The following is an 18,043-nucleotide window of genomic DNA, read 5'->3' as shown; positions in this document are numbered from 1 at the left end:
TCCTTGTATAATAAATAAAAAAAATATATACTATAAATCGAATTTTAATATATTTGGGATTGTATATAAAATGAATAAAAAAAATATAGTTATAATTGGGGCTGGAAATGCAGGTGAGACACTTGCATATGAAATATTAACTTCTGATGATAGTAATGAATATAATATACTTTGTTTTTTAGATGATGATGAAAACAAAAAACAAGTAAATATTAATAATAATTTAATTGATGTAAAAGGCAAAGTTAAAGATATAGAAAACACAATAGAATATTATAAAAATCAAAATATCAAAATAGAAGAAATCATTATTGCAATACCAACTTTAAAACAAAAAGAACTTCTTGAAATATTAGATATTATATATCCTACAGGAATAAAATATAAAATACTTCCAGGATTTTTTGAGATAATAAAAGGAAATGCCTCTATAAAAGATATTAGAAATATTGAACCATCTGATTTGCTTGGACGAGAAGAAATTGGCTTTGATGAAAAAGAAATATCGGCATACTATCAAGATAAAACAATACTAGTTACAGGCGGAGGAGGATCTATAGGAAGTGAGCTTGTTAGACAATTAATTACATTACCTGTAAAAAAAGTTATGGCTTTAGATAATTCTGAAAGTGCAATTCATTCTCTTATAATGTCTATAAATGACAGAAAAAACGAAAAAAACAAACATAAATTCCAATATATAATTTCAAATGTAAGAGATTACGTTAAAGTTGATAAAATATTAAAAGAAGAAAATCCGGATATAATTTTCCATGCAGCCGCTCATAAACATTTGCCTTTTATGGAAGCCTATCCTGAAGAAGCAATTAAAAATAATATACTAGCAACTGAAAATATAGCTACTCTTGCAATTAAAAATAATATTAAAAATTTTGTATTTATATCAACAGACAAAGCAGTTCGCCCTACTTCATTAATGGGAGCAAGCAAAAGAATATGCGAAAGAATGATAATGTCATTATCTCATGAACAAAACAGTACTGCATTTAAAATAACAAGATTCGGTAATGTTTTAGGAAGCAGCGGAAGCGTTATACCTGTATTTGAAAAGCAGATTAGAGAAGGAAAGCCATTAACTGTGACTCATCCTGAAATGGTAAGATTCTTTATGTCTATAAGAGAAGCTGCAAGATTAGTTATTAAAGCATGCACTTTAAATGACGGGATAATATTTACTTTGGATATGGGAAAGCCTGTTAAAATTTTAGACTTAGCTAAAAACATGCTTAAAATGTACGGACTTACTGAAAAAGATATTCCTATAATATTTACAGGAATCAGAGAAGGTGAAAAACTTTATGAAGAAATTTTAATGGACGATGAAACATTAATACCTTCGCAGTATAAAAAATTATTCATAGCAAAAGATCCTGTAAAATGCTTAACACCTGAGGAACGCAAAGTAATGATTGATGCTTTTGATATTGCCTCACTTGATGCTGATAAAGAAACAATAAAAATGCTTATGCGTAAGTATATAGAAGAGTATACCGGATAATTTTTTATTACTGATAGAGCTATATTATTACAAACTACTTGTTTTATAATAAAAAAATACGCACGCTAATTAAAATTTAAAATATAAGCTATGTTAAAATTATAATTCAAACAATAAATAAAAATAAGCTTACCGTGCGTTAATAAAAATTTTAAATCTAAATAACACTTGGGTGGGTTCTATCATTTATGATTTAGCTTTAAATATAATTAAAACTAGAATTCAAAAAATATCAGCAAATATTAAAGGGCGGGGTATGTTAATAAAATTTTGAACTTATTTTTATCAATTTTTACCGGACTTCGTCAAAGTTGCAAAAGCACATAATTAATATAGAAGTCATATAAAATAATTTTAATATTCTAGTTTTATTTAAATAAAAAAATGTATCATATCATTTTGTCTTTTTTGCAAATTAAAATATTAAATTTAAAGTAATGCTGTAAATTTAAGAAGGCTGGGGTATATAATTTAAGTTTTAAACCTTTTTACACTACCCACCCTTTAGACTTTATAATTTATATTGATATTTTTATTTTTTATTTTTTTACTGCTCAATTAGAAATGTTAACACCCACCCAAGTGGTATTAAATTTTTTACTTTATTCAACGCACGTTTAAATAGATTTATTATATAATAAAAACTTGAATTTAAAATAAATATATATTTTTTACTTTGCCCTGCGTGCGTTAAATTAATAAACTACAACTTTATAAATCTATTTTAGTTTTTGTGTCTGATGATAATTTAATACTCTCTATAATTTTTACAGATTCCAAAGCAGTAGAAGCATTTGATATTGGCTGTCCTCCATTTTCTAAACATTCTATAATATTATTAACAGCATCAAGCATTCTTTCATTCTCATAATTTCTATTGTATTGTTTTGTCAAAGTTAAAGCTTCATATCCTGACCCTGCCTCATTATCATCAACTTTTTTGTATTGATATAATTCAAAACTATTTCCATTATTGTATAATCTTATTCTTCCATTCTCCCCCATTATATCCATTTCAAGCATATATTTAAAAGGAGATGTGCTTAATGCTTTAATAAATCCAACAGCACCGGATTTAAATTTTATCATACCGCATCCTCCATGATCACTAATACCATGAACTTCCCTTACAAAATCTGTCTGTTTTTCTCCTACAATATACTCTGCTTCAGAGTTTGTAAAATAAAGCATTAAATCTATAATATGACTTGCACTTGTATGCAAAGCGGTAGCTCCATATCCCACTATTGTATAAATTTTACCTATAGCATTTTCTTCTATAAGTTTTTTTATTTCTTTATTAATATTATCCCATCTTAATATATAATTAACTGCAAATACAGTATTATGCTTATTTGATAATTCTAATATTGATTTTGCCTCTTCTATTGAATATGATAAAGTCTTTTCACAAAAAATAGCTTTAACTCCTGTTTCTATACACTTCTTTGCTATATCGTAATGAAACTCTATAGGTGTGCATATACTCACTATATCAAAATCATTTTCTTCAAGCATTTTTTTATAGTCAATATATCCTTTCTCTATATTTTCATCTTTTTGTATTCTCTTAACTAAATTAAAATCACTATTACCGCATATGGCTGTAATTTTAGTATCTTCTGTATTTTGATAAGCCTTTATATGCGACCATATTATTTTCCTGTTAGGGTCTTTATCTATAAAATATGCTATTTGTCCAAGACCTATTATGCCAACTTTATACATGACAAACTCCATTATTATAATGATAATATTATATAATACAGATATTCTTTAATTTATACAATCATATAATATGGATAACTTAAAACCTTGATTATTTTCTATGTATAAATTAAATTATTATAGCTATTTTATATTATTAGTTTTTTAAACTCATTGGAATATTATTATATGAACATAAAAATAATTAAAGCAGCAATATTAACTGTAGGAATATTATTAATACTAGGAGCAATATCAGGATTCTTTTCCATTTTTATTGCTTCAAAAAAGTATGTACATACCGTATGCATAGTTAAACAATATAATACTAAAAAAGTATATAAATCTAGAAAATTAAGATACGAAAATACAATGCTTATAAGTTATGAAACTGAAAGATACGGAACACTATATACAACATTAAAAAGCTATTACCCTTTTAGAAAAGTCGGTGATAAATTAACTTTATGGTTCGATCCAAATAAACCAAAAAATATAAAACTTCCTTTTTCTGAAAGCTGTATTTATATGTTATTAATAGTTTCCGGATCAATATGTATATATGCCGTAATTTGGCTGTATGGTAAAAAATAAAATTGATAATATTTGTAATAAATGAACTTATAATAAATTTTGATTCTTGATTTTATATATAAAAATAGGCATTATTTCTAATGCCTATTAATTATTATTAAATTATTTTGTGTTATCGTCAGTTTTAAGTACGCTTATAAATGCATCCTGAGGTATCTCAACATTACCAATAGCCTTCATTCTCTTTTTACCCTCTTTCTGCTTTTCAAGAAGCTTTCTCTTTCTTGTGATGTCACCTCCATAACATTTTGCTGTAACATTCTTTCTTAATGCACTTATATTCTCACGCGCGATTATTCGTCCGCCTATTGCAGCCTGTAACGGAATCTGGAACATATGCTTTGGAATAAGATGCTTTAATTTTTCTATGATTTGTCTGCCCCTAGTTTCAGCATTGCTTCTATGCGACATAAATGATAATGCATCCACTACTTCGCCATGAACAAGTATATCAATTTTTTCTATTTGGCTTTCTCTGAAATCTGAAAAATCATAATCGAATGAAGCATAACCTCTTGATATAGATTTTAATTTATCATAAAAGTCATATACTACTTCGATTAATGGCAAGTCAAATTTAATCTCTGCCCTTTTATCATCTAAATAAGTTAATGATGTTTGTGTTCCTCTTCTGTCTATACAAAGAGAAATAATATTTCCTAAATAATCGGTTGGTACTATTATAAGAGCATTTATGAAAGGCTCATAACATTTTTCTATATACTGCCCAGACGGAAAATCTGCAGGGTTATCAATTAATTTTTCTTCGCCGTTTGTGAGTTTTAATTTTACTTCTACAGAAGGGCTTGTTATTACAAGATTAAGATTAAACTCTCTTTCAAGACGCTCTTGAACAATCTCTAAATGAAGAAGCCCTAAAAATCCGCATCTATATCCAAACCCTAAAGCAATAGAACGCTCAGGCTCATAAACTAAAGAAGCATCATTTAATTTTAATTTCTCCAATGCCTTTTGTAAGTTTGTATAATCTTCATCTTCTGCCGGGAAAATTCCTGCAAATACCATAGGAAGTACTTCTTTATATCCTATCAAAGGTTCATCTGAAGGGTCTTCTTCAAGTGTGATAGTATCCCCTATTTTTATATCGGATATGTTTTTAATGCCCGCAATAATATATCCAACTTCACCGCTTTTTAATCCATTAGCAGATTTAAGCCCAAGCAAAAGAGTTCCGCATTCTTCAACTTCATACTTCGCTTTAGTTTCCATTAAAAGAAGTTTATCATCTTTCTTTATAGAGCCGTCAAATATTCTCACTATCATAACAGCACCGCGAAAAGGATCATAGTAAGAATCGAATATCAAAGCTCTTGTTTTTTTATTAGTATTATCTTTAGGAGCCGGTATCATCTTAACAACTGCTTCAAGTATCTCATCTATGCCTATATCATTTTTTGCACTTGCTAAAACTATATCATCTTTATTAACACCAAACTCTTTTTCCATCTGCTCTTTACAAAGTTCGATATTAGCAGCAGGCAAATCTATTTTATTAATAACAGGTACAATCTCCAAATTATTTTCAAATGCAAGATAAAAATTAGAAATAGTTTGAGCCTCAACACCTTGAGCGGCATCAACTACAAGTATAGCTCCTTCACAAGCAGCAAGAGAACGTGAAACTTCATAATTAAAGTCAACGTGTCCCGGTGTGTCAATCAAATTAAGAGTATATACTTCTCCGTCTTTAGCCTGATATGATAATTTAACAGCCTGACTCTTTATTGTTATTCCTCTCTCTCTTTCTATATCCATAGAGTCTAGTATTTGTGCTTTCATCTCTCTGCTTGATACTGCTTTAGTATGTTCTATAATTCTGTCGGCTAATGTACTTTTTCCATGGTCTACATGTGCTATAATACAAAAATTCCTGATTTTTTCTGCGTATGACATTTATTAAAATATATCCTTATATTAAAAATTGATAAAATTATTCTTATTAGTGATGATATATTATAATATAGTGAGTATGTTTTTGCAAATATTTTTATGTATATTTTTTTTACAATTCTATATAAAAAAATATTGACTTTTTTCTATAAAATATTATTTTATAATTGCAACATTTAATACTTAATAAATATATTTTTCAAATGAAAAACATTATTATTTTTATACTATTAATCTTTATTACCGCCTGTAATAACTCTTCAAATGCAAATATATCTGAAAATACTAATGAAACATCCAGCATCACAAATAATATTTATTCCAACAAAACATTAAGAGTAGGAATATACCTTTATGATTATCCTATGCTGTATATAAGTAATGATAATATAAACGGTTTTGATTATGATATAATAAATTCAATAGCCAATGAAGAAAATTTAAAATTAGAATTTGTACCAATTCAATTTTCAGAATTAATACCAGCATTACAGACAAATTATATAGACCTTATTATTGCTGGTATGAGTATAACAGAAGAAAGAAAACAGCTTGTAAATTTCTCTGATAAGTATTGCAGCTCCGGACAAGGTATCATACTAAATAAAGAAAATGATGAAATAAAAATCAATGATGATTTAATAGGAAAAACTGTAGGAGTTATAAAGGGTACTATATCAGACAATATTATATCTAAAGTAGAAGGAGTTAATGTAGAAAGATTTGATGTTGCAAGCAGTGCTTTACTTTCATTAAAAGTAAATAAAATAGATGCTGTTATGCTCGATACAATTACTTGCGAAGACTATGTAGAATTTGATAATACTATAAAATTGGCTGAAAATATATCATTTAAGTTAATGGATTATGCAATAGCTGTGAGAAAAGATGATAATACTTTACTTCAAATAATTAATAGAGGTCTTCATACTATAATGTCTAATGGAGTATATCAAAAATTAGTTGATAAACATCTATAATTATTGCTTTAAATTAAAATAAACTCTTGACTTTTTTATGTATACATATTAATTTATTATCTAAAACTAAACAATATTTGATGTTAGGAAAAGACAATGAAAAAAATCATATTAATTATTTTGATGATTTTATCATTAGTAATATTATCATGTAAAGACTCTTCCAAGAATATCACAATTAAAAATGAAAGCCATACAAAGCAATATATCAATATTGGTATATATGTTTATGATTATCCTTTTGGTTATTTATCAAATGGAAATATAGGCGGATTTGATTATGATTTAATGAATGAGATATCAAAAATATCAGGCTCTAATATGAATTTTATTCCTATGCGTTTTGAAGAACTTATACCAGCTTTAGAATCTAAAAAAATAGATGCTATCATAGCAGGAATGACTGTAACTGAAGAAAGAAAACAATATCTTAATTTTTCTGATAAATATTATACATCAAGTCAGGCAGTTTTAATAAGAACGAATGATGAATCAATACAAACTGAAGAAGATTTAATAGGCAAAAAAGTAGGAGTAATAAGAGATACAGTTGCAGACACTATGATTTCCGCAAAAGAAGGAATAGAGATAGAAAGATTCGATACAGGAAGCAGTATAATACTTTCATTAAAAGTAGGCAATGTAGATGCTGCTATATTTGATAGATCAACTTGCGAGCATTATATTTTATATGATAAAAGTATTAAACTTGTAGAAAATATAAAATATCCTGAAGAAGATTATGCCATAGCTTTTAGAAAAGATGAGAATGTATTATTAGATGAAATAAATAAAGCTCTATCACAAATAATGACTAATGGCTCGTATGATAAATTAGTAGAAAAGCATTTAGGTACTAATCAATAAATCCCAACATCCTTAATTGTAAAATTATTGTACAAAAATAGTTGTTTAAGTAAAATTTTATTCAAATTAAATTTGAATAATGAAAAACAATTATTATATTTATAATATAAAAGCAATAAAATGTGAATGGGGGGATTGATTATGAAACCTAATTTAATATTAATGAGTCATGGCAATTTAGCATCCACACTTATTGAATCTGCCAAAATGATCTTGGGCGATTTACCAAAAGATGATTATGATGTAATACATCTGCATACGGATAACACTTTCGCCCAAATAGAAAATCAACTAAAAGAATTATTAGATAAATTTGGAAATAATCAAATCTTAATAATGACAGATCTATATGGCGGAACTCCTTTTAATATAGCGAGTAAATTTTATAGAAAAAATGATAATATCTGTTTAATAAGCGGAATGAATCTGGATATGGTTATAGAATATTTCTCTTCGGACCTTCATCATAATATAAGTAAATTTATAGATGAAATTATCAGTGTTTCAAAAGATTCTATAGCATTGTACACAAAAAATGAATCTGAAATATATGCCGACATAGATATATAAACTGTAATTATTAATATTTTTTTTCGATAATACTAATGCTCATTAAATATTTGGATATTATTTTATGTTTACAGAATATATTAAACATACATTAGGCGACTTTAGTATTGTAGAAATAACAACAAGAATATTAGTTGCATATATTATGGGTATATTTATAGGCTGGGAAAGAGAACAGCATAAAAAACCTATAGGAAGCAGAACTACAAGTATTGTTTGTATGGGAGCAGCTCTTTTATCATGCTATGAGGATGTATTTGCACGTGCTGTAATATTAGAAAATGCTGAGCTTATTAAATTAGGAATAGATGCTTTGAAAAAAGTACCTGATTATAACAGAATATCTGCTCAAATAGTTTCCGGAATTGGTTTCTTAGGGGCAGGAATGATCATACAAAATAGAGGAAAACTGCATGGCATAACTACTGCCGCTATAGTATGGGTTACTGCTTGTATAGGAATAGTAATAGGCTCTGGACAATGGGTACTATCTACTATAGGCTGTATATGTATATTTTTAAGTACTTCTATTTATAGATTTTTTATACCATATTATATATCAAATAAGAAAAGAGCCATAGTATACTTAATCGAACATTCTTCAAAAATAGATTTTGAAACTGAATTAGGCGAATATGGAATTAGACTTATTAATTTAGAGATAGTAGGCTGGAAAGAAAATAATGATAAGAATACTCCTAATATCATAAGCAAAATAAATATATTTGTACCGAAATTAGATTATAAGAATATAGAAAATATTTTTATAAGTTTAAATATAAAGCCTTTAAAAATGCTGCGTAATATGAGAGAAAAAATTGATTTTGACAGTATTGAATAGATAATTATTATGAATATAAGCGTATATATAGAAAATCTAAAAATATATGATTATCATGTAAAAGAAAAAGAAATAAAAATATCGCCTATAACCATATTTTCAAAGAAAGATATTAATATAGCAAATTTAATTTGGTATATAAGTAATTTCCATTTTTTTGATTTCTATAAAATAAATGATTATGAATTATTATCCATAAGTAAAATAATAAGTGCAATAATGGAAAATTATAAATATAATGGCAATATAGATAATGATATGATATTAGAATGCATCGATTTTCTAAATGATATATTAGAGTTTTCAAAGAAAGAAATACTTTTAAAAATATTTAAATGGCATAGTAATATTGATATAGAAAAAATTTATTTAAAATTAAATTATAATGCTGAAATAAATATTAATTCATTCTTTGAGTCTGACAATATAATAAATATTATTTTCACATATAATAAAAAAAGTTTTTCATCAAAAGTTCTTTTCAACAGAAAAATTGATATTTTTTTCATTGTTCTTGAAAACATATTTAAGATTTTGATTAATAATAATATATTAAATACTTTATATATATCTGATTTTCAAAATATTGATTTAGCAAATGCTGATAAAAAAAATATGCCTGAAATGGATTTTATATTTAAATTAAATGAGATATCTCAAAAAGAAAATATTGAAAACATAAATAATAAACTAGACTTAATAAAAATATTTATGAAGTATTATAATCATAATATTATGATAGAATATTTTGAAGATAAAGAACTATCAAATATAATTTCAAGTAATCTTAATAGAAGAAATTTTTTATTAGTATCTGATGATACAGAAAATTTAAATAATTTAATTTATATGTAATTTTTAAATTTTAGTTGAGTTATATTATATAGCCTTACTCTACGTGCGTAAAAATTAAAATACTTAATAGAATATATTCAAAAAGAGATATAAGCTATAAAATTAATTAATATAAATTTGCACTTTTGCAACTTTTGCGGCGGGAAAAGTTGATAAAAATAAGTTTTGAATTTTATTAACATACCCAGCCCTTTAAACTTTACTGCCTTGTTCTGAAATATAATTTTATTTATTTTTACAGCTTTAATTGTAAACTAAGAACCCACCCAAACTTTATTTAAATTTAAAATTTATTTAACGCACGATTAATAAAATTTAAATTTATAAATGAATTATAATTAAGAATTTATTTATATTTAAAACTTTACTCTGCGTGCGTTATTTAATCAATAAATTTTAAAAACTCTTGGGCGGGTGCCAAAAATCCAATTAAAATAATGAAAAAATATAAAGCTAAAATTACAAAATAATTTTTTTAAAACTAAAGGGCGGGATTTAAAATGAGGCAAAATAAAAGGCTTGACTAATATAATTAATCAAGCCTATATATGATTATAATTCATTGTTTTTTAGTAAGATTATATTTAGTTGTTTTATTGCCTTCTTGAGAAATTTCTACTGAACATGTAGAAGTATCACTAAATAGTATTTTTACTATCATATCAGGTGCATTTGGACCGCTGTAAGTAACAGTATATGAACTTCCGCTTCCTTCAATTCCTTTAATGGCGGCACCTTGAGCTTCTATACCTGGAAATGAAATATTTCCATTAGAATCTACTTTCATTACTAGTTCTGGAACTGAGTCATCAGTATACCAATCACCTGCATATTTAGCAGTTGAATTTCCATCACCTGAACCTGTTTTATCTTTATTGGAACAGCTTACAGATAAAATACCTACTAAAAATAGAGTGAATAAAATACTAAATAGTTTTTTATTCATATTATAACTCCTCATGTATTTATCATTTGTTTATATAAAATATTCTAAAATATTAAATTATTATGTCAATATTTAAAATAAATTTATTAACAATAATGAAAAATAAAATGCTTATGTTATAAGTTTTCTAATCTATAAAGGAAAGGCTTGTAACTTTAAGAAAATTTATTTTATACACGCTAATAATATTTGCTTAATTTTCATAAAAAATACTTCATAAATATAATAAAATTATCTTAATCTTCATATTTAATATGCATTATACCGAAAATAGTTAGGACTAATAACATATAAAAACAAATAAATTTACAGTGTTTTTATATATTGTTTATTTAATTAATTGATTATTTTTTAATAGAATTGTATAATTAACTAATATATATTTAATACAGGAAAAGAGATGTACATAAAGAATCTTAATTTGCACGGATTCAAATCATTTGCCATAGAAACAAATATAGAGTTCAATGAGGGCGTTACTGTAGTGCTTGGACCTAACGGAATAGGGAAAAGTAATATAGTAGAGGCTTTTCTATGGGTTATGGGCGAGCAGTCCGCAAGCAGATTGAGAATCGACAGTGCTAAAGGGCTTGAAAGTGTTATATTCCATGGTACAGATACTAGAAAGCCATCATCTCTTGCACAGGTAGCTCTTACTTTAGATAATAAATCCAGATGGATAAAAAAATACGATCTTGATGAAGTTATAGTAACACGTAAATACTATAGAAAAGGACTATCAGAATACTATATCAATGATGAGCAAGTACGTTTAAAAGATATAGTTGATATGTTTTTGGATACAGGACTTGGTAAAAATGCCTATTCGGTTATAAAGCAGGGTACTGTTTCAGAGATAGCTAAACAGAAGCCTGAAGAAAGAAGAAGCATTATTGAAAATGCCGCAGGAATAAGTAAATATCTTGAAAGAAGAAGAGAAGCTGCTAAAAAGCTAGAAGAGTCAGAAAGAAATCTTGATAATGTTAAAATAGAAATAAAAGACGCTGAAAAACATTATAAATCTTTAAAAGAACAGGCAGCAAGGACCGAAAGATATTATAATCTTAAAGATGAACAGAAAAAAATAAATATAAGTTTAAATGTTAATCAGGTAAAAAAATTAAAAATCACTTTAGAAGATCAAAATAAAAGCCTTGAAGAACATACAAATAAAAAATCTGAATTAGAAAAAGAGCTTCAGGATTTGGATAAACAGAAACAGCAGGAGCTTTTAAAATTCGAAGAAACAAGAACATTATCAATAGAGCTTGATAAACAGGTTTCGCTTATAATGACAGAGCTTACTCATATAGAGAAGATGTCTAATCAATTAAAAAATCAGCTTGATAATGCCGGAAAAGAAAAAGATGAAACTATTAGCAGGAAGAATTCTCTTCTAAAAAGAATAGAAGAAGATAAAGCCCAAATAGCAGAACTTGAAGAGGCAGTAAAAACTATAGCTGAAAATATAGAAAAATCACTTAAAGAACAAGAAGCAGAAGAAACTAATATTGCAAATGAACAAAATAAAATAGCGAGCTTAAATGATCAAATATCTACTTTGACAAATGACAATCAGAATGCAACATTAAAAATTGCTGATGCTAGAGAAAGACAGTTAGAAGTTATAAATAAAATAATCACAGAGATAGATGAAAAGAAAAAAGATGTAATGGGTAACAGCTTTTATCAGAATATAGGAAAGCATGAAACTGACATTGATATAGGATTTAATAATCTTTTAAATGCTATAAATATAAAGATGAACACAATAAAAGAATTTGAAGAAGATGGAGTATTATCAAATTTAAATGAGCTTAGCTATAATTCATTATGCAGTTTTATTCGTAATTTAGGTGAGAGTTTAGATACAGAAAAAAAAGATGCATTATTTTTGCAGGGTATATTTAAAGAGTATACAAAAATAAAAGACCCTTTTGTTGATTTGCTTTTCGACAAGGAAGGTACTTATATGCAAAAAGAAGCTATAGATAAAGAAATCGCCGATTTAGAAAGTTTTATAAAAAATAATATAGAAAAAATCGAAGAAATAAATAATGAAATAAAAATAGCTACTGATAATATTAATAAATCAAATGCTAATCTTACTACACTAACAATAGAAAGAGCAAAATACGAAACAAATAAAAAAGCATCTGAAGACAGAAAAGAAATGATATTAAAAAGTATGAAGATGATAGAAGATGAATTTGGCTCTCTCAATGAGAAAATAAACAGATTAGAAGAAGAGTATAAAAAACTTAATGAAGAATATAAAGAAAACTCCATTAATTATAAAGAATTAGAGAAGAAAAAATCCAAAACTGAAAGCGAATCAAGACATAAAGCAAATGAAATCAAAAAGGCAGAATCTGCATTATCCAATTTTGAAACTAGTTTAGCGAAAAGAGTTAAAAAACTTAATGAGATAAATGAAAATATAACAAGAGTTGGTGAGAGAATAAATCAAAGCAATGATAAAATAAAAGATATTTATAGTCATTTCTATGAAAATTATGCTCTTAACTTAAAAGACTTTGAAGAAAATACTCAGAACTTAATAGATGAAGAATCTTATAAAAATAAACTCAATACTATTAATGAAAGAATAAAAAATCTCGGACATATAAACGAGATGGCACTTGATGAATATCAGGAAGCTAAAAATAGATTTGAATTCCTTACTAAACAAAAAGAAGATTTGGAAAAATCAAAAGAAGAGATATTAAAAATAATAGCTGATGCTAACAAAAAAGCCGGTGAAGATTTCTTAAAAACATTCAATGAAATAAATAAAAAATTCTCAGAAACATTTAAGATATTATTTGGCGGAGGAAATGCCGGACTTAAAATACAAAATGAAGAAGATTTATTAAACAGCCCTATAGATATATTCGCTCAGCCTCCGGGAAAAAGAATGGAGAACATTGTATCTTATTCAGGCGGCGAGCTTACTATGACAGGGCTTGCTTTAGTATTTGCGATATTCCTATATCGTCCTAGTCCTTTCTGTATACTTGATGAGGTGGATGCTGCACTTGACGGAGCGAACATTATAAGATACAAAAACATGGTTAAAAATCTATCTGATAAAACTCAGTTCTTAATCATTACGCATGATGAAGTATCTGCAACTATAGCTGATGCTTATTATGGAATAACTGCTGAAGAGAAAGGCGTTTCAAAAATATTCACTGTAAAAGTAGACAAAGATGGTAAAGTTAATGGCAGTGAAGAAAAGCTAGTTAATCAGGAATAACTCACCACACGTTAGATAAAACTAAAAATATAAGTTTATCTCAAACTCAAATTTCATCATATTAAAAAAATTATCTATACGTGCGTTGAAAAAAATTTTAAATCTAATAAACACTTGGGCGGGTGCTATAATTTATAATTCAAGTTTTAAAAATAAATAAAGTTTATATTTTTTATAAAAGTACAGAATCTAAAAGGGCGGGCAAATGTAATTAAATTTTTAAATTTATTTTTATCAACTTTTCCCGAACTTCATCAAAGCTGCAAAAGCACATATATATAAAATAATTTTAATATTCACATAAACAATAAACAAAAATGTCATAGCAGTGAATCTTAAATATAGTGCAATGTAATTAAAGTTTTAAAAATTTATTTTCATCCCCCACCCTCTAGGCTTTTTAATTTATTTTGCAATTTTAATTTTTTATTTCTTTATAATCTAATTAGAATTTTTTGGCTACCCACCCAAGTGTCATTTAAATTTACAATGCATTCACCGCACGCAGAATATTATTATAATTATTGAGCGTATTATTTAATTGCAATTATCATTATATATAAGAGTTTACTTACCGTGCGTTATGGAAATTTAAAAATTTAAATAATTTTGATTTTATAAATAAATATAATATAATTATAATATATGGAAAGTTTAATAAATTATATAAAAAAATTTCCCTATTTATTTGGAATATTAATAGGACTTCTATTTATTCTAGCTGCGATTTTTAAATGGAATTGGCTTTTAAACAATAACAGATCAAATTTTATGATAAGCATATATGAAATGTTCGGTGAGATTGGAGTTAGAATACTTACTGGCATTTTAGGAGCTGTAATAATAATAAGCTCTATAATTATTTGGATAATAAAAAAATGAATATTGAAAAGCATTTATTTAATGATATAAATTTCTTTCCTAATAAAATGAAAATTTTGATATTAGGTACTTTTCCTGTTCCATTGTATTCTAATATAGAAAAGTTTGAAAAATTAAGTAAAGAAGAACAAAATAATGCCTGGTATTATTCAAGTAAAAGAAGCGAGTTTTGGAAAATAATAGCTGACTGTTTTTGTATAGATTATAAAAGCTCCGATGATTTTCTCTTTAATAAGATTAAGAAGAAAAAACTTTTTGAAGAAAATAAAATAGGTATAGCAGATGTATTTTCAAAATGCAAAAGAAAAAATGAGAATAGTGCAAGAGATACAGATTTAATAATATTAGAGCATAATAATATACTTAAGAATCTTATTACAGATGAAAATAATTATAGAGATTTACAGGCTATTATATTTACAAGCCGCTTCACAGAAAAACACTTTTTTAAAATACTTAATGATCTACAGTATAATATTGAAGAAAGCAAAGAAGTTTATGAATACTACAATAATGGAATCAATGAAAAAGGAATAAGTATTGATATAATAAATGCCTTAAGGGAAAGATATTTATATGTTAATGCTTCAAGAAAGATTAAATTATCTACAATAACTTTGAAAATAAGCCCTATAAAAGGTGTAAGTTTATATTCTACTAAAAAAGAACTTTATAAATATTATTTAAATAATAGTAAAAATAAATCATAAACTAATTAAAATTAATATATCTTATTCCGAAATTTGATAACAGCAAAAATTCTATACTTTAAGGAAGAATTAAAAATGCGTTATTTAAGTTTTATTTTGATATTTTTAAATACTTTTTTCGCCTTGTTCGCACAAATGCCTAATACAGGAAGATTAGATCAGTTACTAGATTATGCTAATGCTGGAGATACTAACGGCATAAAAAGATTAATCTCACAAGGACCTATTTCAAGTTTCATAGACTACGGAGATAGTCAAGGGCATAATGCCTTAATCACAGCAGCTTCTAAAGGATATAAGGATATTGTACTTCTTCTTTTATCCCAAAATGCAAATGTTAATCTCACATGTATACATGGAAAAACAGCTTTAACTTATGCCGCAGATGCAGGCTATGTTGATATAGTTTCTTATTTGCTTGCTAAAAATGCTAATCCTAATATAAAAATAAATAGTGGTACAACAGCATTATTACAGGCAGCAGGAAAAGGATATTACAGCATAGTAGAAATGATAGTTAATGCAAATGCAGATTTAAAAATGATGGGTACTTATAGAAGCGGAAATGATGATGGAATAAATTATAATATGACTCCTTTAATGGTAGCTTCTTATAATAACCATGACTTAATAGTAAGATTATTATTAGATAAAGGAAGCGATATTAATTATATAAATGAATATGGTGCTAATGCCCTATTCTATGCTATAGCCAGAGGAAATAATGATATTGCAAGACTTTTATTAGAAAGAGGAGCTGATGCAAATATAGTTGCTACTTATGGCCCTTATGGTAATATTACACCTCTTGCCCTAGCCTCTACATTAGGTTTAACAGATGTTATATCATCATTACTCATAGGAAAATCTGATATAAACTTCAAAATGAGAGATGGAAGAACTGCTTTAATATGGGCAGCAATTGCTGGTAAAAGTGAGGCTGTAAATTCTTTAATAATGAATAAAGCAAATTTAAATATTGCTGATAATGACGGAAAAACTGCTTTAATGTTTGCTGCTGAAAACGGAGATTATGCTTCAGTAGAATATTTAATTAATGCAGGTGCTCATTTAAATACTTTAGATAAATTTAAAAAGACTGCTTTAATGTATGCTATGGAAAATGGCAACACAGAAGTTATTGATTTACTCACTAGAGCAAGTCTAACTTATAATAAATAATGCATTAATAAATATAGAATACAAAAATAGGGACTGCATAAGTCCCTATTTTTTATTTTCATAACTTTATCAATTATTTTTATCTGCTTTTTCTTTATGCTTTTTACTGCTTGAAGAAGTATCTTTCACATCATTTATAAAATAGAATAAAGATTCAATCTCATCAGCTATATTAACATCATTGATTATACAATCAGGTCTTTCTAAAAGTTTTATAGGAGCAAAATTTAAAACACCTTTTATACCGGCATTACATATAACATCAAACATTCTTTGAGCTTCCAAATCAGGTACAGTCAATATTGCTATTTCTATTTTATTATTGATTATAAAATCTTTTAATTCTTCTATAGGAAGTATTGGTATAGATGCATTTCTATCAATTTTTTCAGGATTATGATCAAATGCTGCAACTATTTTTATAGATTCACTTTCAAATCCTCTATAATTAACTAGAGCTTTTCCTATTTTACCATATCCTACAAGTATAATATTATGTGATATTTGTTTACCTAATATGCTGTCAATTTGTTCTAGTAAATCGTCTATATTATATCCGCCTTTCTTATTTCCAGAAATGTTAAATAATGAAAAATCTTTTCTTACTTGAACTGATGTTATACCTATTGCATCCCCTAAATTATTAGAATATGCTTTTATAAATCCGAAACTCTTCATGCGTCTTAAAGCATTCTTGTATTTTAATAAACGCATAATTTGTGTTCTGCTAATCATAATATATCCTTAAATTTTTTCTTCTAGTTTACTATACAGTAATATGTTATATTATAACATATTAAAGTTATCTGTCAATAAAATATTAGTATAGAATGTCTATTTTATTGTATATTATATACAAACTAAGAACATTAATAATATTTTTTATAGTATTTGATTTATTAAAAAAATACTAATTTATTATAAAACTATAGTATATAAAATTATATTAATAAATAAAGTTTATATTATGTTATAACTTAGATCTATTATTAAATTGTGTTATATAAAAATAAAAGAAATTATTATTTCTAACAAGTAAAATATATGTTATAATTAACACTTATTATATTTAATTTTTTAGTTCTTTATGAATAATAATCAAAAAATAAATATTTGTCTATCTTTTAATTATAATTCTGGCAGATATATTTATACAAAAATGATTTTCTAAAAATTCTATATATAATTTCATTTATTATATAGAGAAAATATATGATAAA

General features: G+C 26.0%; 15 protein-coding genes. 11 read left to right on the top strand and 4 right to left on the bottom strand.

Going from position 1 to position 18,043, the window contains the following annotated elements:
* The first annotated feature begins 58 nt into the window (after positions 1-58).
* Complete coding sequence (locus BRSU_RS13560; protein ID WP_425339097.1) at positions 59-1,519, top strand: polysaccharide biosynthesis protein; 1,461 nt, start codon at positions 59-61, stop codon at positions 1,517-1,519.
* A 711-nt stretch (positions 1,520-2,230) separates the two neighbouring features.
* Here BRSU_RS13560 and BRSU_RS14420 read toward each other — a convergent pair.
* Positions 2,231-3,247: a Gfo/Idh/MocA family protein gene (locus tag BRSU_RS14420; RefSeq protein WP_083997923.1), complete on the bottom strand. Its 1,017-nt coding sequence runs from the start codon at positions 3,245-3,247 to the stop codon at positions 2,231-2,233.
* A gap of 168 nt (positions 3,248-3,415) precedes the next feature.
* On the opposite strand from BRSU_RS14420, the gene BRSU_RS13550 reads away from it, so the two are divergent.
* Positions 3,416-3,820: a hypothetical protein gene (locus tag BRSU_RS13550; protein WP_048596116.1), complete on the top strand. Its 405-nt coding sequence runs from the start codon at positions 3,416-3,418 to the stop codon at positions 3,818-3,820.
* Positions 3,821-3,922: 102 nt separating this feature from the next.
* Here the strand turns inward: BRSU_RS13550 and lepA are convergent, their stop codons facing one another.
* Positions 3,923-5,734 carry a translation elongation factor 4 gene (lepA, locus tag BRSU_RS13545; RefSeq protein ID WP_012671408.1) on the bottom strand — a complete coding sequence of 604 codons (1,812 nt, stop codon included), beginning with the start codon at positions 5,732-5,734 and terminating at the stop codon, positions 3,923-3,925.
* 200 nt (positions 5,735-5,934) lie between these two features.
* On the opposite strand from lepA, the gene BRSU_RS13540 reads away from it, so the two are divergent.
* From BRSU_RS13540 to BRSU_RS13520, 5 genes are all read left to right on the top strand, one after another.
* Positions 5,935-6,711, top strand: coding sequence for a basic amino acid ABC transporter substrate-binding protein (locus tag BRSU_RS13540; protein WP_048596115.1), 777 nt, complete (start codon positions 5,935-5,937; stop codon positions 6,709-6,711).
* A gap of 96 nt (positions 6,712-6,807) precedes the next feature.
* Positions 6,808-7,578: a transporter substrate-binding domain-containing protein gene (locus tag BRSU_RS13535; RefSeq protein WP_048596114.1), complete on the top strand. Its 771-nt coding sequence runs from the start codon at positions 6,808-6,810 to the stop codon at positions 7,576-7,578.
* 141 nt (positions 7,579-7,719) lie between these two features.
* Positions 7,720-8,148, top strand: a complete 429-nt coding sequence (locus BRSU_RS13530) for a PTS sugar transporter subunit IIA (protein WP_048596113.1) — start codon at positions 7,720-7,722, stop codon at positions 8,146-8,148.
* A 64-nt stretch (positions 8,149-8,212) separates the two neighbouring features.
* Positions 8,213-8,989, top strand: a complete 777-nt coding sequence (locus BRSU_RS13525) for an MgtC/SapB family protein (RefSeq protein WP_048596112.1) — start codon at positions 8,213-8,215, stop codon at positions 8,987-8,989.
* A 9-nt stretch (positions 8,990-8,998) separates the two neighbouring features.
* A complete protein-coding gene (locus BRSU_RS13520; RefSeq protein ID WP_048596111.1) occupies positions 8,999-9,844 on the top strand; it encodes a hypothetical protein in 846 nt (281 codons plus the stop codon).
* Positions 9,845-10,403: 559 nt separating this feature from the next.
* Here the strand turns inward: BRSU_RS13520 and BRSU_RS13515 are convergent.
* Positions 10,404-10,790 carry a hypothetical protein gene (locus BRSU_RS13515; protein ID WP_048596110.1) on the bottom strand — a complete coding sequence of 129 codons (387 nt, stop codon included), beginning with the start codon at positions 10,788-10,790 and terminating at the stop codon, positions 10,404-10,406.
* Between the two features lie 400 nt (positions 10,791-11,190).
* Here BRSU_RS13515 and BRSU_RS13510 point away from each other — a divergent pair, with 400 nt between their 5' ends.
* The 4 genes from BRSU_RS13510 (at position 11,191) to BRSU_RS13495 (ending at position 16,823) form a co-directional block, all read left to right on the top strand.
* Complete coding sequence (locus tag BRSU_RS13510; protein ID WP_048596109.1) at positions 11,191-14,049, top strand: chromosome segregation SMC family protein; 2,859 nt, start codon at positions 11,191-11,193, stop codon at positions 14,047-14,049.
* Between the two features lie 645 nt (positions 14,050-14,694).
* Positions 14,695-14,931 carry an immunity 17 family protein gene (locus tag BRSU_RS13505; RefSeq protein ID WP_048596108.1) on the top strand — a complete coding sequence of 79 codons (237 nt, stop codon included), beginning with the start codon at positions 14,695-14,697 and terminating at the stop codon, positions 14,929-14,931.
* Positions 14,928-15,641, top strand: a complete 714-nt coding sequence (locus BRSU_RS13500; RefSeq protein ID WP_048596107.1) for a uracil-DNA glycosylase family protein — start codon at positions 14,928-14,930, stop codon at positions 15,639-15,641. The genes BRSU_RS13505 and BRSU_RS13500 overlap by 4 nt, the downstream gene beginning before the upstream one ends.
* Before the next feature lie 75 nt (positions 15,642-15,716).
* Positions 15,717-16,823, top strand: coding sequence for an ankyrin repeat domain-containing protein (locus tag BRSU_RS13495; protein WP_048596106.1), 1,107 nt, complete (start codon positions 15,717-15,719; stop codon positions 16,821-16,823).
* Between the two features lie 69 nt (positions 16,824-16,892).
* On the opposite strand, the gene BRSU_RS13490 is transcribed toward BRSU_RS13495, so the two are convergent.
* Entirely contained in the window at positions 16,893-17,558 is a 666-nt protein-coding gene (locus BRSU_RS13490; RefSeq protein ID WP_048596105.1) for a redox-sensing transcriptional repressor Rex, read from the bottom strand.
* Between the last annotated feature and the right edge of the window lie 485 nt (positions 17,559-18,043).

This window comes from Brachyspira suanatina (assembly GCF_001049755.1).
GTDB classification, from domain to species: Bacteria; Spirochaetota; Brachyspiria; order Brachyspirales; family Brachyspiraceae; genus Brachyspira; species Brachyspira suanatina.
This window is presented reverse-complemented; position numbering and strand designations above follow the sequence as displayed.